This is a genomic window from Enterobacter sp. MGH 24, assembly GCF_000493015.1.
Lineage (GTDB): Bacteria > Pseudomonadota > Gammaproteobacteria > Enterobacterales > Enterobacteriaceae > Enterobacter.
This window is the reverse complement of sequence record NZ_KI535657.1, coordinates 3,923,254-3,946,845: the sequence shown is the minus strand read 5'-3', so window position 1 is coordinate 3,946,845 and position 23,592 is coordinate 3,923,254. Positions and strand designations below refer to the sequence as shown.

Annotated in this window: 20 protein-coding genes; 14 read left to right on the top strand and 6 right to left on the bottom strand. The window is 57.6% G+C overall.

Going from position 1 to position 23,592, the window contains the following annotated elements; translation table 11 throughout:
- Positions 1 to 83: 83 nt before the first annotated feature.
- The 9 genes from L370_RS03475 to L370_RS03510 all read left to right on the top strand — a co-directional run bounded on the left by L370_RS03475 (position 84) and on the right by L370_RS03510 (position 8,602).
- Positions 84 to 272: a cold shock small protein YmcF gene (locus L370_RS03475; RefSeq protein ID WP_023335881.1), complete on the top strand. Its 189-nt coding sequence runs from the start codon at positions 84 to 86 to the stop codon at positions 270 to 272.
- Between the two features lie 82 nt (positions 273 to 354).
- Positions 355 to 1,764, top strand: a complete 1,410-nt coding sequence (locus L370_RS03480) for an aminotransferase-like domain-containing protein (protein ID WP_023335880.1) — start codon at positions 355 to 357, stop codon at positions 1,762 to 1,764.
- A 271-nt stretch (positions 1,765 to 2,035) separates the two neighbouring features.
- Positions 2,036 to 3,181 (top strand): putative ABC transporter substrate-binding protein YdcS, encoded by a 1,146-nt coding sequence (ydcS, locus tag L370_RS03485; protein WP_023335879.1) that lies wholly within the window; start codon positions 2,036 to 2,038, stop codon positions 3,179 to 3,181.
- 17 nt (positions 3,182 to 3,198) lie between these two features.
- Positions 3,199 to 4,212, top strand: coding sequence for an ABC transporter ATP-binding protein (locus tag L370_RS03490; protein ID WP_023335878.1), 1,014 nt, complete (start codon positions 3,199 to 3,201; stop codon positions 4,210 to 4,212).
- A 7-nt stretch (positions 4,213 to 4,219) separates the two neighbouring features.
- Positions 4,220 to 5,158, top strand: coding sequence for an ABC transporter permease (locus L370_RS03495; protein WP_369796165.1), 939 nt, complete (start codon positions 4,220 to 4,222; stop codon positions 5,156 to 5,158).
- A complete protein-coding gene (locus L370_RS03500) occupies positions 5,148 to 5,954 on the top strand; it encodes an ABC transporter permease (RefSeq protein WP_023335876.1) in 807 nt (268 codons plus the stop codon). Before L370_RS03495 ends, L370_RS03500 begins: the two co-directional genes overlap by 11 nt.
- A gap of 24 nt (positions 5,955 to 5,978) precedes the next feature.
- Positions 5,979 to 7,403: an aminobutyraldehyde dehydrogenase gene (patD, locus tag L370_RS03505; protein ID WP_023335875.1), complete on the top strand. Its 1,425-nt coding sequence runs from the start codon at positions 5,979 to 5,981 to the stop codon at positions 7,401 to 7,403.
- A 183-nt stretch (positions 7,404 to 7,586) separates the two neighbouring features.
- The gene (locus L370_RS0122150) at positions 7,587 to 7,760 is read left to right on the top strand and encodes a GhoT/OrtT family toxin (protein ID WP_013096478.1); all 174 of its coding nucleotides are present in this window, start codon (positions 7,587 to 7,589) and stop codon (positions 7,758 to 7,760) included.
- 86 nt (positions 7,761 to 7,846) lie between these two features.
- Positions 7,847 to 8,602: an alpha/beta fold hydrolase gene (locus tag L370_RS03510; RefSeq protein ID WP_023335874.1), complete on the top strand. Its 756-nt coding sequence runs from the start codon at positions 7,847 to 7,849 to the stop codon at positions 8,600 to 8,602.
- A gap of 121 nt (positions 8,603 to 8,723) precedes the next feature.
- Here L370_RS03510 and L370_RS03515 read toward each other — a convergent pair whose 3' ends face one another.
- Genes L370_RS03515 through L370_RS03525 form a run of 3 tightly spaced genes read right to left on the bottom strand, consistent with a single transcriptional unit; the run spans position 8,724 to position 15,230 of the window.
- Positions 8,724 to 10,901, bottom strand: a complete 2,178-nt coding sequence (locus L370_RS03515; protein WP_023335873.1) for a virulence factor SrfC family protein — start codon at positions 10,899 to 10,901, stop codon at positions 8,724 to 8,726.
- Positions 10,898 to 13,879 (bottom strand): virulence factor SrfB, encoded by a 2,982-nt coding sequence (locus tag L370_RS03520; RefSeq protein ID WP_023335872.1) that lies wholly within the window; start codon positions 13,877 to 13,879, stop codon positions 10,898 to 10,900. The genes L370_RS03515 and L370_RS03520 overlap by 4 nt, the downstream gene beginning before the upstream one ends.
- 4 nt (positions 13,880 to 13,883) lie before the next feature.
- On the bottom strand, positions 13,884 to 15,230 hold the full coding sequence (locus L370_RS03525) for an SrfA family protein (RefSeq protein ID WP_023335871.1): 1,347 nt from the start codon (positions 15,228 to 15,230) through the stop codon (positions 13,884 to 13,886).
- 283 nt (positions 15,231 to 15,513) lie between these two features.
- Here L370_RS03525 and L370_RS03530 point away from each other — a divergent pair, with 283 nt between their 5' ends.
- Together L370_RS03530 and L370_RS03535 are read left to right on the top strand one after the other, a co-directional pair.
- On the top strand, positions 15,514 to 17,112 hold the full coding sequence (locus L370_RS03530) for an ABC transporter substrate-binding protein (RefSeq protein WP_023335870.1): 1,599 nt from the start codon (positions 15,514 to 15,516) through the stop codon (positions 17,110 to 17,112).
- 101 nt (positions 17,113 to 17,213) lie between these two features.
- Positions 17,214 to 17,447, top strand: a complete 234-nt coding sequence (locus tag L370_RS03535) for a YdcY family protein (protein WP_023335869.1) — start codon at positions 17,214 to 17,216, stop codon at positions 17,445 to 17,447.
- A gap of 3 nt (positions 17,448 to 17,450) precedes the next feature.
- Here L370_RS03535 and L370_RS03540 read toward each other — a convergent pair whose 3' ends face one another.
- Both L370_RS03540 and L370_RS03545 read right to left on the bottom strand, forming a co-directional pair.
- Complete coding sequence (locus tag L370_RS03540; RefSeq protein ID WP_023335868.1) at positions 17,451 to 17,900, bottom strand: DMT family transporter; 450 nt, start codon at positions 17,898 to 17,900, stop codon at positions 17,451 to 17,453.
- Positions 17,897 to 18,415 (bottom strand): GNAT family N-acetyltransferase, encoded by a 519-nt coding sequence (locus L370_RS03545; protein WP_023335867.1) that lies wholly within the window; start codon positions 18,413 to 18,415, stop codon positions 17,897 to 17,899. Before L370_RS03545 ends, L370_RS03540 begins: the two co-directional genes overlap by 4 nt.
- A gap of 148 nt (positions 18,416 to 18,563) precedes the next feature.
- Here L370_RS03545 and L370_RS03550 point away from each other — a divergent pair, with 148 nt between their 5' ends.
- The 3 genes from L370_RS03550 (at position 18,564) to L370_RS03560 (ending at position 21,168) form a co-directional block, all read left to right on the top strand.
- Positions 18,564 to 19,139, top strand: coding sequence for a helix-turn-helix domain-containing protein (locus tag L370_RS03550; RefSeq protein ID WP_032643265.1), 576 nt, complete (start codon positions 18,564 to 18,566; stop codon positions 19,137 to 19,139).
- A 65-nt stretch (positions 19,140 to 19,204) separates the two neighbouring features.
- Entirely contained in the window at positions 19,205 to 20,245 is a 1,041-nt protein-coding gene (locus L370_RS03555) for an NADP-dependent oxidoreductase (RefSeq protein WP_023335865.1), read from the top strand.
- Between the two features lie 254 nt (positions 20,246 to 20,499).
- Positions 20,500 to 21,168 (top strand): GntR family transcriptional regulator, encoded by a 669-nt coding sequence (locus L370_RS03560; protein ID WP_023335864.1) that lies wholly within the window; start codon positions 20,500 to 20,502, stop codon positions 21,166 to 21,168.
- Between the two features lie 117 nt (positions 21,169 to 21,285).
- Here the strand turns inward: L370_RS03560 and pqqU are convergent, their stop codons facing one another.
- Positions 21,286 to 23,400, bottom strand: a complete 2,115-nt coding sequence (pqqU, locus tag L370_RS03565) for a TonB-dependent receptor PqqU (protein WP_023335863.1) — start codon at positions 23,398 to 23,400, stop codon at positions 21,286 to 21,288.
- Positions 23,401 to 23,592 lie beyond the last annotated feature (192 nt).

Genomic DNA, 23,592 nt, shown 5'->3' with positions numbered 1-23,592 from the left:
CTTTCCGATTCGTTTTGTTTAAAACCATTATTGCCCAATCGGCCCATTAGTAATTTACGTTTTTACGTTCACAGGAGAATCCTATGACTTCTTATATTCATTTCCGCTGCCCATGCTGCCATGGCTCGCAGTACCGTACCTCAGTCTTTGATATGTCTGAGAAAAACCCGCTCGGCGCGAAATGCATCTTTTGCAAATCGTCGATGATTACGCTCGATCACCTGGCCGCTGCGCGTCAGGCGCAAAGCCATGTTACCGAGTACCGTAAGTAATTCATTTCGCGAACCATAACAGTTAGCTAAATCTTCTCTTTTTCTCCTGCTGATATACACTGTCGGTCATAAGGAGAATCTGATGAAAAAGTACCAGCGTCTGGCGCAACAAATTATCTCGCAGATCGAGCTTGGCGTATGGCTGCCGGGCGATAAGCTGCCTTCGCTGCGAGAGCAGGTGGCGAGTAGCGGCATGAGTTTTATGACCGTTGGCCACGCGTATCAGATGCTGGAAAGTCAGGGGCGCATTGTCGCCAGACCGCAGTCGGGCTATTACGTTGCCTCGCGCCCGACCGCACAACAGCCTGCTCCACCTGCCCAGGTGATGCGTGACGAAGCGGTAGATATTAACACCTACATCTTTGACGTCTTGCAGGCCAGCCGCGACCCGTCCGTTGTTCCTTTTGCCTCCGCGTTTCCCGATCCCCGACTTTTCCCGCTGCAGCAGCTCAACCGCTCGCTGGCGAACGTCAGCAAAACCGCGACGGCGATGAGCGTGATTGAGAACCTGCCGCCGGGTAACGTCGATCTCCGCCACGCCATTGCCCGTCGCTACGCGCAGCAGGGGATGAATATCTCCCCGGAAGAGATCGTGATCACCGCAGGCGCGCTTGAAGCGCTCAATCTCAGCCTGCAGGCGGTAACCGAGCCGGGCGACTGGGTGATAGTCGAAAACCCGTGTTTCTACGGTGCGCTGCAGGCGCTGGAACGCCTGAAGCTCAAAGCGTTGTCGATTGCGACGGATGTCCGCGAGGGGATTGACCTGAATGCCCTTGAACAGGCGCTGAAGGAGTACCCGGTTAAAGCCTGCTGGATCATGACCAACAGTCAGAACCCGCTTGGCTTCACGCTGAGCGCGGAGAAAAAAGCGCAGCTTGTCGCGCTGTTAACGCAGCACAACGTCCCCCTGATTGAAGACGATGTCTACAGCGAGCTCTATTTTGGCCGCGAAAAGCCGCTCCCGGCGAAAGCATGGGATCGCCAGGACATGACGCTGCACTGCTCGTCCTTTTCAAAATGTCTGGTAGCCGGTTTTCGCATCGGCTGGGTTGCGGCAGGAAAACACGCGCGACGCATTCAGCAGCTGCAGCTGATGAGCACGCTCTCCACCAGCTCACCCGTGCAGCTGGCGCTGGTGGATTACCTGGCGACGAAACGCTACGACGCCCATCTGCGCCGCCTGCGGCGTACCCTTGCCGAGCGAAAACAGCAGGCCTGGCAGTCCCTTTTGCGCCATATGCCTGCCGGCGTCAAAATCCACCATAACGACAGCGGCTACTTTTTATGGCTGGAGCTTCCGGCGCAGCTGGATGCGGGGCTGCTCAGCGAAAAAGCCTTAACGCACCACATCAGCATTGCGCCCGGAAAGATGTTCTCCACCTCCGACGCGTGGACACCGTTCTTCCGGTTTAATACCTCCTGGGCCTGGGGAGAGCGAGAAGAGCAGGCGGTCATTCAGTTAGGGAAATTAATTAGCACGATGCTGGAATAAACTTTTCTCCGTGATTTAAATAATCAATTCTTATCCTGATGACGGCGCTGCGAATATTTCGCGGTGCCCTGTCATAGGAAATCTGCATACCGCCTCTCGCGGCTAACTCCTTGTCTATAATCCAGTTAACGGGGAATGCGCCCTCGGTCACACCTTGATGAAATTTCCTGAAGCCGTACGGTGCGGCGCATTTGCGCGGTCTACGTTTAATAAGGGAGATATTTTTACGGCACGGCTGCCGCTAAATTTCATTGCGACAGGAGTAACTCTTATGAGCAAACATTTTGCCCGCAGCAGCCTGTGCGCGCTCGGCATGACTATCATGACAGCGCAAGCCTCAGAACCACCAAAGGCCATCGGCGACGGGGAAGGTCGGCTGGATATTATCGCCTGGCCGGGATATATCGAACGCGGACAGACGGATAAAAATTATGACTGGGTTACCCAGTTTGAAAAAGAGACCGGGTGTGCGGTCAACGTCAAAACGGCGGCCACGTCGGATGAAATGGTCAGCCTTATGGCGAAAGGGGGCTATGACCTGGTCACCGCCTCGGGTGACGCCTCCCTGCGCCTGATCATGGGGAAACGCGTTCAGCCTATTAACCCCGACCTTATCCCCAACTGGAAAACCCTCGACGCGCGGATTGTGAAAGGGGAATGGTTTAACGTCGGCGGGAAAGTCTACGGCACGCCGTATCAGTGGGGGCCAAACCTGCTGATGTATAACACCAAAACCTTCCCGACGCCGCCGGACAGCTGGAGCGTGGTCTTTACCAAACAGGATCTGCCGGACGGTAAAAGCAATCAGGGACGCGTGCAGGCGTATGACGGCCCGATTTATATCGCCGATGCCGCGCTGTTCGTTAAAGCCACGCAGCCACAGCTGGGTATCCAGGACCCGTACCAGCTCACCGAAAAACAGTATGCCGCTGTGCTCAAGGTCCTTCGCGACCAGCATGCGCTGATCCACCGCTACTGGCATGACACCACCGTTCAGATGAGCGATTTCAAAAACGAGGGCGTCGTGGCCTCCAGCGCCTGGCCGTATCAGGCGAATGCCCTGAAGGCCGAGAACCAGCCCGTTGCCACCGTCTTCCCGAAAGAAGGGGTGACCGGCTGGGCGGACACCACCATGCTGCACGCGCAGGCAAAACACCCGATGTGCGCCTACAAATGGATGAACTGGTCGCTGACGCCGAAAGTGCAGGGCGATCTGGCAGCATGGTTTGGATCCCTGCCCGTGGTTGCAGAAGGGTGTAAGGCCAGCACGCTGCTGGGTGATAAAGGCTGCGAAACAAACGGTTATAACGAGTTCGACAAAATCTTGTTCTGGAAAACCCCCATCGCAGAAGGCGGTAAATTTGTCCCTTACAGCCGCTGGACGCAGGATTACATCGCCATCATGGGCGGTCGTTAATTGCCCGGGAGCAGAACATGACGTACGCGGTAGAGTTTAACAATGTTTCCCGTCTGTACGGCGACGTACGGGCGGTGGATGGGGTCACCATTGCCATTCGTGACGGAGAGTTTTTCTCCATGCTGGGGCCTTCGGGCTCCGGCAAAACCACCTGCCTGCGTCTGATTGCCGGCTTTGAGCAGCTGTCAGGCGGCACGATTTCTATCTTCGGCAAAGAGGCGAGCGCGCTGCCGCCGTGGGAGCGGGATGTGAACACCGTCTTTCAGGACTACGCCCTGTTCCCGCATATGTCGATCCTCGACAACGTCGCCTACGGGCTGATGGTCAAAGGCATCGACAAGAAAAAACGCCATGCGCAGGCCCGTGATGCTCTGGAAAAAGTGGGCCTGAGCTTTGCCGTTGCCCGTAAGCCTTCGCAACTTTCCGGCGGCCAGCGGCAGCGCGTCGCCATCGCCCGGGCGCTGGTCAATGAGCCGCGCGTCCTGCTGCTGGACGAACCGCTGGGTGCGCTCGATCTCAAACTGCGTGAACAGATGCAGTTCGAGCTGAAGAAGCTTCAGCAGGAACTCGGCATCACCTTTATTTTCGTCACCCACGATCAGGGCGAGGCCCTTTCTATGTCAGACAGGGTGGCGGTGTTTAATAACGGGCGCATCGAGCAGGTGGATACCCCGCGCGATCTCTACATGCGTCCGCGCACGCCGTTTGTCGCCGGTTTTGTCGGCACTTCTAACGTCTTCGATACGGGCCTTGCGCAGAAAATATGCGGCATGGAAGGCAGCTATTCCCTGCGTCCGGAACATATTCGCCTTAATGAGGGCGGAGACGTTCAGGTTCAGGGCATCGTGCAGGCCGTTCAGTATCAGGGAGCCGCCACGCGGCTGGAGCTGAAGCTCGCCGACGGCGCCAAACTGCTGGTGAGCCAGGCCAATCTCAGTGAAGCCTCGCCGCTGGGCGGCATTGCGCCGGGGCAGGCCGTCACGGCGTCGTGGTCACGCGAGTCGATGATTCGCCTGCACGAGGAGAGGTGAAATGGATATGAGCGTTGCGCATCCTCCCGCCTCGCGCGGCCGCTTAAGCCGCATGACGGCGCTGTTCTGGCGTAAACCGTCGCTCGGCCTGTTCCTGCTTCTGCTCGCGCCGCTGATGTGGTTTGGCATCGTCTATTTAGGGTCGCTGCTGACCCTGCTGTGGCAGGGGTTCTACACCTTTGACGATTTCACCATGTCCGTCACGCCGGACCTGACGCTGGCGAACATTCAGGCGCTTTTTAACCCGGCAAACTACGACATCATCCTGCGTACGCTAACGATGGCGATTGCGGTGACGATTGCCAGCGCCATTCTGGCCTTCCCGATGGCCTGGTACATGGCGCGATACACCCGCGGCAAATGGAAAGCGTTTTTCTATATCGCTGTGATGTTGCCTATGTGGGCGAGCTACATCGTCAAAGCCTACGCCTGGACGCTGCTGCTGGCGAAGGACGGGGTGGCGCAGTGGTTTCTTGGTCATATGGGGCTGAAGCCGATCCTGACCTCGCTCCTTACGCTGCCGGCGATTGGCGGCAACACCTTGTCCACTTCCGGGCTGGGGCGGTTTCTGGTCTTCGTCTACATCTGGCTGCCGTTTATGATCCTGCCCGTCCAGGCGGCGCTGGAACGCCTGCCTGCCTCGCTACTGCAGGCCTCAGCCGACCTCGGCGCGCGCCCTCGCCAGACTTTTCGCTATGTCGTTCTGCCGCTGGCGATCCCGGGTATTGCGGCAGGCTCAATATTCACCTTTTCCCTGACGCTGGGGGATTTCATCGTTCCGCAGCTGGTGGGGCCGCCGGGCTACTTCATCGGTAACATGGTCTACTCGCAGCAGGGTGCCATTGGCAATATGCCCATGGCCGCCGCGTTCACGCTGGTGCCCATCGTGCTGATTTCACTCTATCTGGCGTTCGTGAAACGTCTGGGAGCATTCGATGCACTCTGAACGCGCACCGCTGTTCCTGAAAGTGGCAGCCTGGGGAGGCGTCATCTTCCTGCACTTCCCGCTGCTGATTATCGCGACCTATGCCTTTAACACCGAAGACGCGGCCTTCAGCTTTCCGCCGCAGGGGCTGACGCTGAAGTGGTTTAGCGTGGCGGCCGGACGCGGCGATATCCTTGAATCCGTGACGTTGTCACTTCAAATTGCGGCGTTATCCACCGCAATTGCCCTCGTGCTTGGCACGCTTGCTGCAGCGGCGCTGTGGCGAAGCGAGTTTTTTGGCAAGAATACGATCTCACTATTGCTGCTGTTACCGATTGCGTTACCGGGGATCATCACCGGTCTGGCGCTGCTGACCGCATTCAAAACCATCAACCTTGAGCCGGGCTTTTTCACCATCGTGGTCGGACACGCCACCTTTTGCGTGGTGGTGGTGTTTAACAACGTGATTGCCCGCTTCAGACGCACCTCCTGGAGCCTGGTGGAGGCGTCGATGGATCTCGGGGCCGACGGATGGCAAACCTTCCGCTATGTGGTGCTGCCCAATCTGGGTTCCGCGCTGCTGGCCGGGGGAATGCTGGCGTTTGCCCTGTCGTTTGACGAGATAATCGTCACAACGTTTACGGCGGGACACGAGCGCACGTTACCGCTGTGGTTGCTCAATCAGCTCGGCCGTCCGCGCGACGTGCCGGTCACCAACGTCGTAGCGCTGCTGGTGATGCTGGTGACAACCATCCCCATTCTGGGAGCCTGGTGGCTAACCCGCGACGGTGAGAGCATCGCCGGCAGCGGGAAATAACAGTGAATTCAACAGGACAATGCTATGCAAACACATCTGCTGATTAAGGGTGAACTGGTTGCCGGAGAGGGCGAGAAACAGCCGGTTTATAATCCGGCCACCGGAGAGGTACTGCTGGAAATTGCTGAAGCCTCGCCGGACCAGGTCAACGCGGCGGTAGAGGCCGCTGACCAGGCTTTTATCGACTGGGGGCAAACCACACCGAAAACCCGTGCCGAGTGCCTGCTGAAGTTGGCGGATGCGATTGAAGCGCATGGGGAGGACTTTGCCCGGCTCGAATCCCTCAACTGCGGCAAGCCGCTGCACTGTGCTCTGGGTGATGAAATTCCGGCGGTGGTCGACGTTTTCCGTTTCTTCGCCGGGGCCGCCCGCTGTCTTAACGGGCTGGCCGCCGGGGAGTACCTTGACGGCCACACGTCGATGATTCGCCGCGATCCGGTGGGCGTGGTTGCCTCTATTGCCCCCTGGAACTACCCGCTGATGATGGCAGCCTGGAAACTGGCGCCCGCGCTGGCGGCAGGGAACTGTGTGGTGATTAAGCCCTCAGAGATTACGCCGCTGACCGCGCTGAAGCTGGGAGAGCTGGCAAAAGATATTTTCCCGGCAGGTGTGCTGAACGTGCTGTTCGGACGCGGTAAGACGGTCGGCGATCCGCTGACCGGGCATGAAAAAGTCCGTATGGTCTCGCTGACCGGTTCGATTGCGACCGGGGAACATATCATCGGCCATACGGCGTCCTCCATTAAACGCACCCATATGGAGCTGGGCGGTAAAGCGCCGGTTATCGTCTTTGATGATGCCGACCTGGATGCGGTTGTCGAAGGGGTGCGGACGTTTGGTTTCTACAATGCAGGACAGGACTGTACGGCGGCCTGCCGGATTTATGCCCAGAAGGGCATTTATGCCGCGCTGGTAGAAAAGCTGGGCGCCGCGGTCGCCAGCCTTAAAATGGGTGCGCCGGAGGATGACTCTACCGAACTTGGGCCGCTCAGCTCGGCCGCCCATCTTTCACGCGTCTGTAAGGCGGTCGATGAGGCGAAAGCGCTCGGTCATATCCGCGTTGTCACGGGTGGGAGCAAAAAAGAGGGGGCGGGCTACTACTTCCAGCCAACCCTGCTGGCGGGGGCAAAACAGGACGACGCCATCGTTCAGCGCGAGGTGTTTGGCCCGGTGGTGAGCGTCACCGAATTTGACGACGAGGCGCAGGTGCTGGCCTGGGCGAACGATTCGCAGTATGGACTGGCGTCATCGGTCTGGACCAAAGACGTGGGCCGCGCCCATCGTCTGAGCGCCCGGCTGCAGTACGGCTGCACCTGGGTGAATACCCATTTTATGCTGGTGAGCGAAATGCCGCACGGTGGCATGAAATTATCCGGCTACGGCAAAGATATGTCGGTCTATGGGCTTGAGGATTATACGGTCGTGCGGCATGTGATGATCAAACACTAAGCCCGTCATGCCTGGTCGCATTCGCGGCCAGGCGTTCGCCACGCTCGCCATGAGTGTTACGCATGATACTCAATTGTTATTATCCGTAATTTTTAAGTGGTTATTCTGTAACGAAAAAACTTGATCTGTATCAACATATGACGCATATTGCGTGCGGTTATTTTTTCGGCTCTGGTATACAGAATGACGTTGTATCAAAAGATGTTGGTTTTTTACGCAATCATGGCTTCCATCTGCGCATTAATTACCTGGTTCCTCTCCAAAGACCGCAAACGTATCCGCCTGCTCAGCGCTTTTCTGGTGGGGTCAACCTGGCCAATGAGCTTTCCCGTTGCGCTGCTGGTCTCGCTTTTCTGAAGCACGCTTCCATTTTTAAAAGATGAATATGGCATTCCAGATACGGTAACTGTATAAATACACAGTGCATCGTAAAAGGAGTGCTTATGAACAGTTTTTACTCGCAGCAGGCCGGTTGTAACGTGCGCTGGCATGACCTGCCCGGCACCGGCGATCCCGTGGTGTTCATTCACGGGCTGGGCTGCGCCTCTTCCTATGAATATCCCCGCGTCGTTCATGACCCGCTGTTTGGCGCTCGCAGAGCGATTCTCATCGATTTGCCCGGCAGCGGCTACAGCGACAAGCCTGAGCACTACCGCTATAAAACCACCGACCAGGCCCACGTTGTGGCGGAGCTGATTGACCACCTTAAGCTGGATGCCTTCTGGTTATACGGCCACAGCATGGGCGGCAGCATTGCAATCGAAACGGCGGGGCTGCTTGCAACGCGCGTGAAGGGGCTGATGGTGTCAGAGCCCAATTTTCATGCGGGTGGGGGGATGTTCAGCCGGTCTATTGCAGCGCAAACCGAGCAGCAGTTTCTGAACCAGGGCTATGACGCCATGCTCAGCGCAGAAAAAACGGCGTGGGCGGGATGCCTGCAGAGCAATGCGCCGTACGCCGTCTGGCGGGGCGCATCGAGCCTGGTGGCGGGCGTTGAGCCGGAATGGGAAGCGCAGTTCCTGTCACTTCCTTGCCCGGTAACGTTGATTTTCGGCGAGCTGTCTCTCCCGGATGACGATGTGGATAATCTGAAACAAAAGGGCGTTGAGGTAAAAATCATCCCTGCGGCGGGGCACTCTATGTCGTGGGAAAACCCGTCTGCGCTGGCAGAGACGTTAGCCGGGTGTATGACGGAGTGATGAGCGCAAAAGTTTCGCCCGGCGGCGCTACGCTTGCACGGGCCTACAACGATGAAGAGTGTAGGCCGGGTAAGCGGCAGCGCCACCCGGCAAGAAATGCGGCTACATTGTTAATCAGCGTTTAGCGTAATAATGCGTGCAAGGCCTGACGTGCGTCAGGCTGAACATCATGCGGATGCTGGTAATCAATGTTCTCTATCGCGCGGTTATAGAGGGCGACCAGCCAGTCGTATACGTACGCGGTGGCCGCATGTACGGGCTGTTCCCCCAGGCGCGTCAGGCGGGGCTCGGCACTGCTGACCACCGGCGTGACGAAGATAGCCTGGCCCTTGCGGATGCGGCTTGCCGGACGTACCGCCACCGGCGTCTGGTCGTAACCCAGCCAGCCAATGAAATTGCCCATCACGGCATGCAGTTGCGCAGCGCTGCTTTTATCCGCTTCGACGATACGCTGAAGCTGTTGAGGGAGATCAAGCCGGTAGCTGGTGGTCACCAGCACATCCGCGATTTGCTGTAACACTGCAGGTTCCAGCCCCAGACGGGCGGCCGCGGCCTCATTGCGGCTCCACTGGCGCAGATGATTTATCCAGACTCTGTGCGCCAGTCGCGCTTTGTCTTTTGTCTGGAACAGTCCGACGCTTTCCTGTGCATTCTCGGCAAACAGGTCAATGGTGTCCGTAAACAGCCCGTTCACCTGCTCCTCGCGCGGCTGCTGAACGGCGAGCAGCGTTTCAAAGGCTTTCAGCGGCGGCAGCAGGCCTTCAAGCAGTTCGCCGTGGCGGGCGGCGCTGCTTTGCAGCATGCGCACCATGTTTTCGGCCTGAGCGCGTCTTGTCCCCGGTTCATCAACCAGCGGCGCCAGATAGCTTTGCATCAGCGATGAGAGCTCCTGTCGCAGCAAGCCTTTCAGCGTGCTGAGACGTTTCTGTCGCTGTGCGGGAAGCGTGGCCTGAGACAGCCACTCGATGACGCGCTGCATGCTGTGGCTGTCCAGCGCCTGCAGCGTGCCCCAGCGTAAACCCGGTTTCCCGAGCAGATGCTGTACGGCTTCATCGAGATTCTGCCGTGTGGTAAAGCGGGCGTCGTGAGGGGTTATCGCCCATACCAGCCCCGGCAGGGCAGATTCTTCAGCAGGCTGCGTCTCCTTGACCCAGTTCATCAACACTTTTGCTTTTTTGGCCGTCTGCTCGTGCTGCGCCGTCGCATTGCAAATCACCAGCACATCCGGTTGAAGCTGCTGACGGTAATGCTCGAGCAGCCACTGGGATTTCGCCTGGCGTAACGGGTCGGCACGGTTATCTTCAAAGACCGGAATATCAATAATATCGACGTGATCCAGTACGCCGTTCTCTACCGGCAGCACCAGCTCGCGGGTCAGGAAGGCCAGCACGTCGACGGGGATGCTGATGGCGTTCAGCATTTCACCGTTATTCAGCGGATGAAGCAGCGTCTCCTGCGCGTCCTTAAGATCTAACGTGCCGTCGTGCGTCAGGAACCCTTCACCCGGCAGGCCAAAGCTGTCCACCAGCAGGCTAAGCGGGGCAGCAAGCTCGCCGGCATGGCTGGTTTGATGCAGCACGTGGGCCAGGTTCAACCACTGCTGGGTCAGCTCCTGCTGCTCGCCCCACAGCAGGGACCATACGCTGGCCCGCGTGCTGAGATCGAGCGATGGCACCAGCCGGGCAAATTCATGCCACAGGGCATCATCAATTTGCTGTTTCGCGGCGGGTACGGTGCTTTGCCAGAAGCGGGCAATCGCACCCACTTCCTGAGCCGTGATGCCGGGCACGCCCTGCGGCTGGCGCAGCCCGCGCCATTTCTCCAGGCGTGTCTCAATGACCGCCTTATCCACCGCGCGCATCTGAGGATGCAGCGTCGTGCGGGCAATAAACAGCTGTACCAGCTCGGCCTCGGTGACCAGACGCAGGCGCAGTGGGAACGCCTCATCCGCCGCCTCCGGGTTTTCCCGGCTGAAGCGGACGGCCATGTTGGTCAGGGCATGTCCCGGATTGATATGCGAAAAATAGTCAAAGGTGCGCTGGCCCGGCGTCACGTTGAGGCGCCCATTACCGCTGCCGCACAGAGATAACAGCAGGTGTGCTTTCGCGCTCTGCGAGTGACCGTACAGCCCAATGCTGCTCTGGCGGGTCATGGCGCGTTCAATAGCCTGCTCCCGCGCCTGCGCCGCGTTGATGCGAGCAAGCAGGGCGTCAGCATCGTTATCCAGCACAGGGGCGTTCAGGCGCGTCTCATTAATCCACCCGATTAAGGCCTGAGTGGTGGTCGTCGTCGCTGTCATTTCAGGTATACGCTCCCGCTGTCGATCCAGTAGTGGCTACCGCTGTGTCGGCGATCGGCCAAAGTATTCAGTTTGAAGGTTAATGCGTCAGGCGCAACCGGCGTGCCGTCCTGCAGCCAGGCATCGCTCAGCTCGAAGGCCTCCGGGCCTGCCTGCTTGCTGCCGCCGCAGAGCTTCAGCCGCACGTTCAGCACGCCGTCACCGGCAATGGCTTTCGCCAGTTCAGCCGAGTTAATGCTGAGCGTGTAGAGCGGCGTGGCAGGCCAGCGCGCGTTCGCCAGCTGGCGGAAGCCGAGGGTGACGTTACCGCGCAGCGGGAAGTGCAGACGTGCGTCGAGCTTCGCGCCCGGCTTATCAAGGTCGATATCCTGATACCAGACGTTTTCCTCGCGCAGGGTATTGACGGTGTTATCCAGCACGCCGAGATAGCGCACGGTTGAATACGCGCCAATGTCCGCGGCTTTAAAGTTGAAGCGCGGCAGACGCAGATCGAGCGCCAGGCTGCAGAGCATGGCGCCCACCGCGGCTGTCGATTTCGGGTTGCCAATGCGCCCCTGCTGGCTGAACGGATACCACTCGTGCACCTGGTATTTATCCAGCCAGACGATGCGATTGACCGGCACCGGCTGCAGATGACGAATGAGCGCCTGAACGCCCGGCAGGCAGCCAGGACGTCCGGTGATCAGCAGAATATCGCAGCTGTAATGGGATATCGCCTCGCACACCGCGTGGAGCGGTGAGGCCAGCGTAAACTGCCCGGCCAGCATCGCATCCTGCATTTCGCGGAAATTCACGTGCAGCGGCACGGCGAACAGGTCAAACGCGTCTGAACCCGCAGGCAGGGCATGATCGATCGCCTGCTGCAGATAATTCATCACGTTACGGGTCGGCTTCTGCGCCAGGAGATCGCCAAAGGTGGCATGCAGACCGGCCAGCGGATCGTCAACGTCGCTCGATTCCCACGCGGCAAGAATGGCATGGCCAATCGGCATAAAGAGCTGAAGCGCCGTCTGCTGGCGGAGTACGGCCTGGGTATCAATCCGCCCTGAGTCGCCGAACAGCGAAGCCATGAGCAGCGAGGCGTCCGCGATACCGGACTTCTGCAGCTGCGTTTGCAGGGCAGGCAACACGTAGCGCTGAATCACGTCCAGAAGCGTATCGTCACCCGCGACCTTAAAGCCTTCACGGAACAGCAGCTGCGGGGTGATCTTGACGTTATTGCCGGAACCGTCGTCCAGCTGATAATGGGTGATCGCCATATCCGTTGTGCCGCCGCCGATGTCGATGGACGCGACGCGCAGCGCGCGGCCCGGCTGGCTACCCGGCTCAGGCTCACGGTCCGGTCGGGCGAGGGAGGCGAAGAAGGCTTCGGTCTGTCCGCCAAAGCGGGAGATCGCCTCGTTATACAGCCAGACCAGCTGACCGCAGCTCGCTTCATCCCACTCCATCTGGATTTCAGGCACCGGCACCACGCTTTTATCCTGCTGTTTGCGGGTGACAAAATCCTCATCCTGCGGGTGCCAGCCCATCGCTTTCCAGACGATGGCGATGGCTTCAAACATGCGGCGACGGAAAATCTCGCGCTCCTGCTTTGGCATGGCCGAAGGCAGCGTCAGGATCAGGGTGCGCAGCTGGCGCGGCGACGCCGGGAAGCCCAGACGTAAGCGCGTGGCGACGCTGTTGATCTGCCCCAGCGCCTGCGCCAGCAGCTCGCACAGCATGTGCGTCATCAGGGTGCTGCGGCTGTACTGCGGCGAGAAGACCGGCAGCCGCTCGTCCTGCGGCAGCGTGAAGAGCGGTTCTCCGTCATCGTTCATCAGGTTCATCAGCGGAAACGCGGTGGCAAGCGGTTCACGCTGGGTTTTGCTGTTCATCTGGCTAAAGCGCCAGTCCTGCACGACCGGCGTTTCATCCCACAGATAGCGGCGCGGGCTGGAGATGCCGCTATTGCCTTCCGTTCCCAGACGCTGCATCGCCAGCTTACGGGCTTCATCGCCGACGCGAACAATCGACGGCCAGACAAAGGCGTCTTCGCGACCGCTTTCAACCGAGAAGTGCTGCTTGCCAAAACGCGCTTCCGAAAACTCGAGACGGCTGGTGAACAGCGGCTCGTTCAGGAATTGCGGCTCGCTTAACGAGCGTACCTGCAGCTCGGCGGTCTGGCGCAGTCCATCGTTGGCGTCGCCGTGGTCTTCAATAATGACGCCGCAGGTGTGGGTATTGCCCACGTCGAGGATCAGGTCGACCGGAATGGCAGGCGTGCTGAGCGTATGGGTAACAAATTTCACTTCCGGCACGGTGAGCTGTTCACCGAGCATGGTCATCAGGTTGAGCCAGTGGGCCTGATATTCAAAACCGCGCATCGCCTGCTGGAGATCGCGTTCGGAGCGGTTCTCAACGCCGTCGGCATACTGGGTAAATGCCTCGCGCAGCCAGCCGTCAATCCAGGTCTGGTCGAGAAAACTTTCCACCTCATTGTCTCGCCAGGCCAGCGCGAATCGGGTCCCGTTCAGAATATCGTTTTCAACCGGGGACAGGGCAGACGTGGCGTGTTCAGCTATCTGGCTGTCAAGGGCGAGAGTAACGCGGTGCGTATTACCTGCCGTATCGGGTGTATCCAGCCTTCGCACCTGAACGCGGGCCCAGTTATCCGGCCCCTCAACAAAGGTTCGCGGCGGGTTGAAGCGCAGGAACGGGACCGGAAGCCAGACGCCGTCCAGCACCGTCAGAGACTGATGCAGCGGAATGGTGGTTTCCGGTTTGACCACTTCAGGCTGCCCGCCGTTCGTCCCCGGCACGGTATAGCGCCCGTTGACCAGGTCGAAATCGAGCCGCAACAGCGGGCCGTTCGCGGTTTTACGTACGAAGCGCCCGTTGCTGGCGGTATCCTGCGGCGTCAGCCCGAAATCAAGGAACTGCACGCCGCTGTTGGCAATAAGCGTGACGCTTTGTTTATAGTCGCAAAGATTAACCAGCATAGGATCAGGCACCTGCTTTCTTGAACGTCAGTGGGACGACGGTATTGGCATCATAACGGGCGCGACATTCTGCGATATCGCTGGTGCCTGCTTTACAGGCAATCTCCGGCATCGGGTAGCGGGAACCGTCGGTGCAGCGGGCAGTACCGCGACTTTTAATCATCAGCTCGCCGTTGCTGTGCAGCCCGGAGAAGACCTCCGCGCGGCAGACAACGTTGTCGCCATGGACAACCCGGGCGAAACCTTTATTGTTCTGAATCTGATACCGCATTGACGGCGGCTTGCCGGTGACCGGATCTTTCACGTCGAGAACCGCACGCCAGGTGCCGTTCAGGAAGCGCGTCGATCCCGCTTTCACCTGATTCGCTTCCATCACCATGGCATCTTTCGGGATGGCGACAATCACCACCGGAGCGGGCTGTGGCGCAGGAACAGGAGCAGGCTCTTTTTCTTTGCTTACCAGGACCTCTGCCTGATGCAGCGGTAATTTCATGGCCAGCGGCTCAACCGCTTTGATCGGTTTTGGCGCAATCTCCACGGGCTCAGGTGCGGGCATCGGTGCGGGCTCAGCGGAAGGCGACTGTTTTGGCCACAGCAGCGGTGCGGCAATAGCGGCTACAATCACGGCGGCAACCGGCAGCGTCCACAGGGGAACGCGGCGCTTTTTCGCGACAATTGCCGGAGCCGGTTCCTGAACGGGTTGCGCAACAGCCGGAGCTGGCTCGGGTTCATACAGCTCCTCCGGCGTAATGCGCACCACCGTGGAAGGGGCGATCAGCGGCTCGTCAGCGTGCTCAAAGGTCATCACCGGTTCGGGTTCTGGCTCGGGTTCAGGATCTTCAATCACAACGGGGGCAGGCTCAGGGATCAGCGATTCACGCAGGCAGTCGAGGACATCGTCGCGCGCATTTTCGTTCAGGTTTACAAACCCCCAGAAGCTGATGACCGGCTTTCCCTCCACCAGGAACAGGAAATTTTCCCCCGGGAACTGGAACGCCTTCGACAGCAGAGATCCAAAAAGCTGTTGCGCGGTTTTGGGCGACTGGAGGCATTTCTTACTTAACGACTCGACGCTGGCAAGCGTGTTTTCCAGATAGCGCAGGGCGCGATAGCGGTCATCTTCATCGGCCGCTTTCCAGCTGGTTACGCTCCCTTCCACAGGGGAATACCAGTCCACGCGGTCACCGCTGTCGTTGACCTGAGGAATAGCCAGACAGTCGACGATGGCCTGTTGTTTGCGCAACCGGAGCGCTTCCCGGATTTGTAACGCTGATTCAAAAACGGCTTGTCCGCCGCCGCCAACGGCCTGAAAATCATCCAGGTTACCGCTGCGTAAAAGAGTTTTTGCCACGATTTGATCCCATATACTTCTTCACACCGTTACTTTAACGAAACGAGGAAGCAAACAAACGGAGGAAGAGACGCCAAAAGGGCCGATTTCTTGCGGCATAGAAAGTGACGGTTGTGCTTGACGAATAATGGCACTTAAGGCAAATCATCTTTTTGGGCGCTGGCTGTAAAACCAGCGAAAAACGCGGCTTTAGAATAACCTGATAGTGTTTCGTTATTTGCCAGGTCATAACGCCTGTGCTGTTATTACTGTCCTATATAATAAAACTGTCAGGGTTATAACCATGTCTACAGGGAAAACACTGCTCGCCCTTGCGCTGAGCGCTTTTTTACCAGCCGGTGCCGCATGGGCGGCAAACAACGATACCCTTATTTACTGTTCTGAAGCGTCCCCCGAGTCCTTCAACCCGCAAATCGCCAGCTCTGGCCCGTCATTTGTGGCCAGCTCTCAGGTGCTGTACAACCGCCTGATCAATTTCGACCCGGTGAAAAACACCCCGGTTCCGTCGCTGGCGGAGTCCTGGACGATTTCACCGGACGGTAAGACCTATACCTTTGCCCTGCGCAAAGGGGTGAAGTTCAACAGCAATAAATACTTCAAACCGACGCGCGACTTTAACGCCGATGACGTTATTTTCTCGGTTATGCGTCAGAAAGACCCTAAACATCCGTATCACAACGTGTCGCAGGGCAACTACGAATACTTCAACGATGTGGGTCTCGATAAGCTGATCCAGGACGTGAAAAAGGTCGATGATTACCACGTCCAGTTCACCCTCAGCGAGCCCAACGCCGCGTTCCTGGCCGACTGGGGGATGGATTTCGCCTCCATACTTTCCGCCGAATACGCTGACGCAATGCTGAAAAAAGGCACGCCTGAAAACGTAGACACCTGGCCGATTGGTACCGGGCCTTATGCGCTGCAGCAGTACAAGGTGGATTCGCTGATCCGCTACGTCGCTAACCCGAACTACTGGGAAGGCGAGGTGCCGACTAAGCATCTCATTTTCTCCATCACGCCAAATGTGGAAACCCGCCTGGCGAAGCTGCAGACCAACGAGTGCCAGATTATTCCTGCACCGTCCCCGGTCCAGTTTGACGCGATCAAGAACAACAAAGACCTGACGCTGCACTCGGTCGATGCGCTGAACGTCGGCTATCTGGCGTTTAACACCGAGAAAAAACCGTTTGATAACGTGCTGGTGCGTCAGGCGCTTAACTACGCGACCGACAAGAAGGCCATCGTTAATGCGGTCTTTATGGGGTCCGGTACGGTGGCAAAATCGCCGATCCCGCCAAATATGCTGGGCTTTAATAAAGACCTGAACGACTACAGCTACGATCCAGAAAAAGCGAAAGCGCTGCTGAAGCAGGCGGGGCTGGAGAAGGGGGCGGAAGTCACGCTGTGGTCAATGCCGGTTCAGCGTCCGTATAACCCGAACTCGCGCCGTATCGCGGAGATGATCCAGAGCGACTGGGCGAAAGTGGGCGTGAAGGCCAAAATCGTCTCTTACGAGTGGGGGGAATATCTCTCCGGGATGCGTAAAGGCGAACATGACTCCGCGCTGTTTGGCTGGATGTCCGATAACGGCGACCCGGACAACTTTGCCGACGTGCTGCTGGGCTGCAATAGCATCAAAACCGGATCAAACGCCGCGCGCTGGTGCGATAAGGGTTATGATGCTCTGGTGCAAAAAGCGAAGCTGACCAGCAGCCCGGCCGAGCGTGCGAAGCTGTACGGCCAGGCGCAGGAGATTTTCTACCAGCAGGCGCCGTGGATCGCACTGGCAAACGGGAAAACGTTCTATGCAACACGCAGCAACGTGACCGGATACAGCGTGAGCCTGATGGGCAGCGATTTCTCCAAAGCGAAGCTGAACTAAGCGTTTTATCGCCGGGTGGCGGCTACGCCTTACCCGGCCTACATTTGGCACCCGTAGGCCCGGTAAGCGTAGCGCCACCGGGCACATAACAAGGAGTGACAATGTCACATTTAAGCGAAGTTACCGCCCGTGTCGATGCCGCCATCGAAGAGAGCGTCATCAACCACATGAATGAACTGCTAATCGAATTAAGCGATGACGCAGAGCTTAGCCGTGAAGATCGCTACACCCAGCAGCAGCGTCTGCGTACCGCGATTTCACACCACGGTAAGCAGCATAAAGAGGAGATGGATGCGCGTGAGGAACAGCTGACCAAAGGCGGCACCATACTGTAACGTTCAGAATTGGCGTCGCGCCACCAGCCAGGCCCCGACCACCAGCATCACCGCGCCGCACACCGGGCCAATCAGGGCGCGGAGCGGAACGCCATGGCTCCTCAGCACGTCCATCACCAGCCCGCCAATTAGCTGGCTCGCCACCAGCACGGCGATGGTCGTCGCCGCGCCAACGTTCTGATACCCGCTGATGCTGGCAAACACGAAAAACGACCCCAGCAGCCCAGGGATAAGCGTCCACCAGCGCACCGTTGCGGCCAGTTCGCTAAACCCGGCGACGCCCTGTTTCAGCAGCAGAATACTGACAAACAGCACAATACCGACCAGGGAGTTCAGCAGCATCGCGATAAGAATAGTGGAGGAGGACTGGGTGATACGCACCATTAAGGTGTTTTGCACCACCAGACCGATCCCCGCCGCCACCAGAAACGCCAGCGTCAGTGACTGATTCATGGGATGGCGTCCGGATCGCTGCGCTCGTCGAGCTGAAGCTGCATAAAGGTTAAGTCCAGCCAGCGGCCAAACTTGGTCCCCACCTGCGGCATCTGCCCCGTTATCACAAAACCGAGCGTTTCATGGAGATGAATCGAAGCGTGGTTTTGCGCCTCAATTCCCGCCACCATGACATGTTTGCCGATCTGACGAGCTTCGATTATCAACGCCTTCATCAGCGTGCGGCCAATACCTTTGCCCTGATGATCCGGGTGGACGTAGACCGAATGTTCAACCGTATGACGGAAACCGTCGAAGGCGCGCCAGTCGCCGAAAGAGGCGTAACCGGTGATTGCCCCGTCTTCTTCACTCACCAGAACCGGGTAACCCGCGAGCGTGCGCGCCTCAAACCAGGCGATGCGGTTATCGGTATCGACGGTTTTATCGTTCCAGATCGCGGCAGTATGCAGCACCGCGTGGTTGTAGATCTCTCCTATCGCGGCGCAGTCTTCTTTGCAGGCATGACGAACGATCATGATTAACCCTCTGTGTGTTGTTCACTATAGTATTACGTCATTCCTACGATATTACACAACCGTATCGCCCGATCGCTACGGCATAAGGCATATTTTTTTGTTATCAAAAGCCCATTGAAATGCCGTTCATACACTATAGTATGACGTCATGAACACCATAACAGACACAATGAATCAACGGATTAGCGCAAGAATTCGCCTTGAACGCGAGTCTCGCGGATGGTCCCTGAGCGAGCTTGCCGACCGGGCAGGGGTCTCACGCGCGATGATTCACAAGATAGAGCGCGGAGACAGCAGCCCGACGGCCACCTTGCTGGCCCGCCTGTCCGGCGCGTTTGGCATCAGCATGTCAACGCTTATTGCCCGGGCCGAAATGCAGGAGGGCAAGCTGCTGCGCCTGGCAAACCAGCCCGTCTGGCGAGATCCGCAGACGCACTACCTCCGCCGCCATGTCTCTCCCCGTACCGATCTGCCCATCGACCTTGTCCAGGTTGAACTGCCCGCGGGCAGCGATGTTCCGATGCCTGCCTCTTCTTACGCGCTGGCACGTCAGCTGATCTGGCTCCAGTCCGGCGAGCTGGTGTTTCAGGAGGGCGATACGCGCCACGAAATGCACGCCGGGGACTGTCTCGAGCTGGGGCCGCCAAATGACTGCCGGTTCATCAACGAAACGAATGAACCCTGTATTTATCTGGTTGTACGGCTTAATCAGTCAGGCTCGTAATGCTAATGCGATAACGCCGATCGTGAGCCAGGCTGTAATGACATTTGTAGCAGAAGGAGATCCCGATGAATCAATCTGTTTCGCAAAATCGCCGCTGGGTACTGGCCTCTCGCCCGCAGGGTGCACCGGTCCCGGAAAATTTTCGTCTCGAAACGCAGCCTGTTCCCGTACCCGTTGAGGGCCAGCTTTTGCTGCGTACCGTCTGGCTGTCGCTGGACCCTTACATGCGAGGGCGCATGAGCGATGCGCCATCCTATTCACCGCCGGTTGAGCTGGGCGCGGTGATGGTGGGGGGTACGGTTAGCCGCGTTGAACAGTCAAATCATCCCGACTTCAAAGCCGGAGAGTGGGTGCTGGGCTACAGCGGCTGGCAGGAGTATGAACTCTCAGACGGCAGCGGTCTGGTGAAGCTCGGCGAAAATCCGACTCATCCTTCCTGGGCGCTGGGTATTCTGGGCATGCCGGGCTTTACCGCCTATATGGGGCTGCTGGATATCGGGCAGCCCAAAGCGGGCGAAACGCTGGTGGTTGCCGCGGCGACGGGCCCGGTGGGTGCGACCGTCGGGCAGATCGGCAAAATCAAAGGTTGCCGGGTGGTCGGCGTCGCCGGTGGGGCTGAAAAATGCCGCCATGCCGTTGAGGTCCTCGGGTTTGACCTGTGTCTCGATCATCACGCGGCCGATTTTGCCGAACAGCTGAAACGCGCCTGCCCGAACGGGATTGATGTCTATTATGAAAACGTCGGCGGGAAAGTATTTGATGCCGTGCTGCCGCTGCTGAATACCTCCGCGCGCGTGCCGGTGTGCGGCCTGGTGAGCGGCTACAATGCGACGGGTTTGCCCGAGGGGCCGGATCGTCTGCCGCTCCTGATGGCGACCATCCTGAAGAAACGCATTCGTATGCAGGGCTTTATCATCGGTCAGGACTACGGGCACCGCATTAAGGAGTTCCAGGAAGAGATGGGACGCTGGGTGCAGGAAGGCAAAATTCACTATCGTGAACAGGTCACGGACGGGCTGGAGAACGCGCCCGAGGCGCTGATTGGCCTGCTTGAAGGGCGTAACTTCGGCAAAGTCGTGATTCGCGTCGCGAGTGACAATAAATAAACAGCGTTATGGCGGGGTTTCCCGCCATATTTATTTGTGAAGATACGATATATTGTCTTTAATTAATGGACATGGTTTTTCGCGCCCGTATCCCGGATGGGCCCGAAACCGATAAAAAACAAATTTTGCTTTTTTTGATGTTTTTACGTTCTTCCCACCACCAGGCATGACGATACAGGATATATCGGACCAGCGTCGTTTTATTAAAACTGGCGTTTAAAAATAGCATTAAGTTTTAGCTACAGGAATTGAACATGCTTGATTTGGATCACTTAGAAAAAGCCCAAAGGATCAGTCTTACTATGCAAGTTGAACTCAGTTTGAAAGGGGCGTTAATTACAGGCTCCCTCAAACCTGGGGCACGACTGATTACGAAAGAGATCGCCGATAAATTAGGAACCAGTATTACGCCGGTTCGCGAGGCGCTTTTGCGCCTGGTGTCATCCGGGGCGTTACACGCCACGCCCGCACAGGCATTTCTGGTTCCGGAGGTGACGCTGGAGCGTTATAACGAGATTAACGCCATCAGAAAACAGCTTGAGCCGATGGCGGTCGCCGCTGCATGCCAGAATATGTCAGAGGGCAAGCTGGAGGCGTTGCGCAAAATGTCTGACGCATTCCATGAGGCCATGCGCAACGGAAACGTTCAGCAGGCGCTTCATGCAAATCGCGTTTTCCGCTTTACGCTTTATCAGTATGCGGAAATGCCGACGCTTAATGCGTTAATTGAACAGCTCTGGGTGCGCATCGGACCCTGTATGAACTATCTGCATCAGGAGCTTGACGACATCAAAGCGTCGACATATCACTATGACGAACTCCTTTCCGCCCTTGAGCGAAGAGATGTTGCTGCCTGCCAGAAGGCGATTGATAAGGTGATTGATGAAGCGAATTTGCTTTTACAGCGACAATATTTTAACTAAGAGATTATTTAGTAAAGCGACTATATACCGCACCTAATTATTTATCTGGTGAATAACTCCTGATGGCAATAAGCCATCAGGAGGGTTATTTCATTAATAAAATAAACTTTTTTTTGCTTACTCGAAGCGATAAGAAACCGACAGCCCAACCCCGTAGTTACGGCCTGGTGCAGGTTCGTAATAACGACCGTTGGACTCGTTAACAATTACCGAGCCAACGTATTCTTTGTCAAACAGGTTATCGACGCGGCCAAAGACGTCCATGCCCCAGTTGCCATAGTTGAATTTATATCCGGTATTCAAACCGACGACCGTATACGACGGCGCTTTCGCCGTGTTCTCATCGTCGGCCATAATATCGCTCATGTAGCGCACGTCCGAACCCGCGTACCAGCCTTCCTCCGGCTGCCAGCCAAACGAAGCATAACCCATGTTGCGGGCGATGCCCGGCATACGGTTACCGTTGCAGTCTGCGTCGCCGCAGACGTTGGTGCGGTAGGTCGCGTCCAGGTAGGTCCACGCCAGCTTCAGCTTCCAGTTTTCAGCAAACTGCTGGTCGAGGGAGACTTCCACCCCCTGACGACGGGTTTTACCGGCATTTTTATAGCTGGTACGTCCGCCAGAGCTGGCATCCACCACGATCTCATCATCCGTATCGGTGCGGAACAGGGCAGCGGTCAGCAGGCCATTGCCGATGCGGGTTTTGCTGCCCACTTCGTACGTGTTGTTCGTGGACGGCTTCAGGCCAATGTTCAGACCGCCCTGATTATCGGCACGGTAGGAGAGTTCGTTGATGGTTGGGGTTTCGAATCCACGCCCTGCGGCAGCGTAAAGATTCCAGGCGTCCGTCACCGCATACTTCACGGAGCCCGCCGGGAGCCACTTGTGGTAGCTCGCGTCACCGCTGTCATCGCCGTTGCCCGGCGTAACGTAATGGTCGTTGGAATCAAACCAGACCGAGCTGTAGCGCACTCCCGCATCCACGGACAGCTTCTGCGTCAGCTGCCAGCTCGTCTGGAGATAGGGATCGACGTTCCACATCAGGTTACGTTCGTTTCGACGCTTGTCGCCCTTCACGCCGTAATCCGGCACGCCGTTGTTCATCACGAAGTTCTCGTATCCGCGACGATCTTCGCTCAGGTTTTCGTAGTTCAGGCCGGTGGTAAAGGTGACCGGTACCAGCAGCTCGCCGCGGTGCGTCCAGCGGGTATCAATACCCTGATAGTGGCGCTGCATATCAATCACCCCGCCGGAGTGGGAAGGTTTCAGCTGCGGCTGATAGGGAATCGACTGGTACTGCGTCATTTCACGCTCGCCGGCGTACATCATCACGCTGAGGTCGTCCTGCGTGCTGAGCTGGCGATCGTAGCGCAGACCGGCCTGGGTCTGTTTGATGGTCTTGCGGGTGTTGTACTGATCGCCGCGCGGAGACTGACGCGGATTATTCTGCCACTCCTGATAGCTCAGCCCGCCCGGATCGTTGGCCTTCATGTCCACGCTGTTGAAAATCAGCGTCAGCTTGCTGACGTCATCAATTCGCACGCCCAGTTTGGCGTTAGCGAGGTTCTTCCGCGCGCCGCTGTGGTCACGGTAGCCTTTGGTGGTGAAGCGGGTGGTGGAAACGGTGTAATCCACATCGCCCGCGTGGGTGCCGTCACCCATCGCGCCGGTGGCTTTCATGCCGTAGCGCCAGGTACCGTAGCTGCCGTAATAGCTGCTGGCTTCAATGGTCGGCGGCTGCTGCCCGGTCTGGGTGTTGATGTTAATCACGCCGCCAGAGGCGTTGCCGTACAGGGCAGAGAAGGGGCCGCGCAGCACTTCAACGCTCTCCACGCTGGAAAGGTCGATGTTGGAGGTCTGGCCCTGTCCGTCCGGCATGGTGGCAGGGATGCCGTCGACGTACATACGGATACCGCGCACGCCAAACGTTGAACGGGCGCCAAACCCGCGCATCGAAAGCTGGAGATCCTGAGCATAGTTCTGACGGTTCTGAATTTGTAGTCCCGGGACGCTGCCGAGGGATTCAGACAGGTTGATGCGAGGCGTGGCCTGGCGCATGTCATCGCCATTGACGACGCTGACCGCGGCCGGGGTATCCAGCTCCGATACGGTTTGCGGCGTGGCGCTGACGATCATGGTCTGTTCCTCTGCGCTCATGGCAGTGAGCGGCGCAAAAATAACAGGAACCAGCAGCAGCGGGAGAGAAGCCTTACGGGCAGAAATGATTTTCATGAATAAAACCGGTTGTGGTGTATAAACGAACCAAATGGAACATGTCCATATATGTTAAAGGTTTTGTAAAAGTTTTGAAAACTATAACCGCACATTGCGTTAATGGAAGGCGAGACGCGAAAGAAAAACTCCACATTCAACACATTAATGATTACTATTCTCATTATCAAAAGGCAATGCCATGACGTTGTC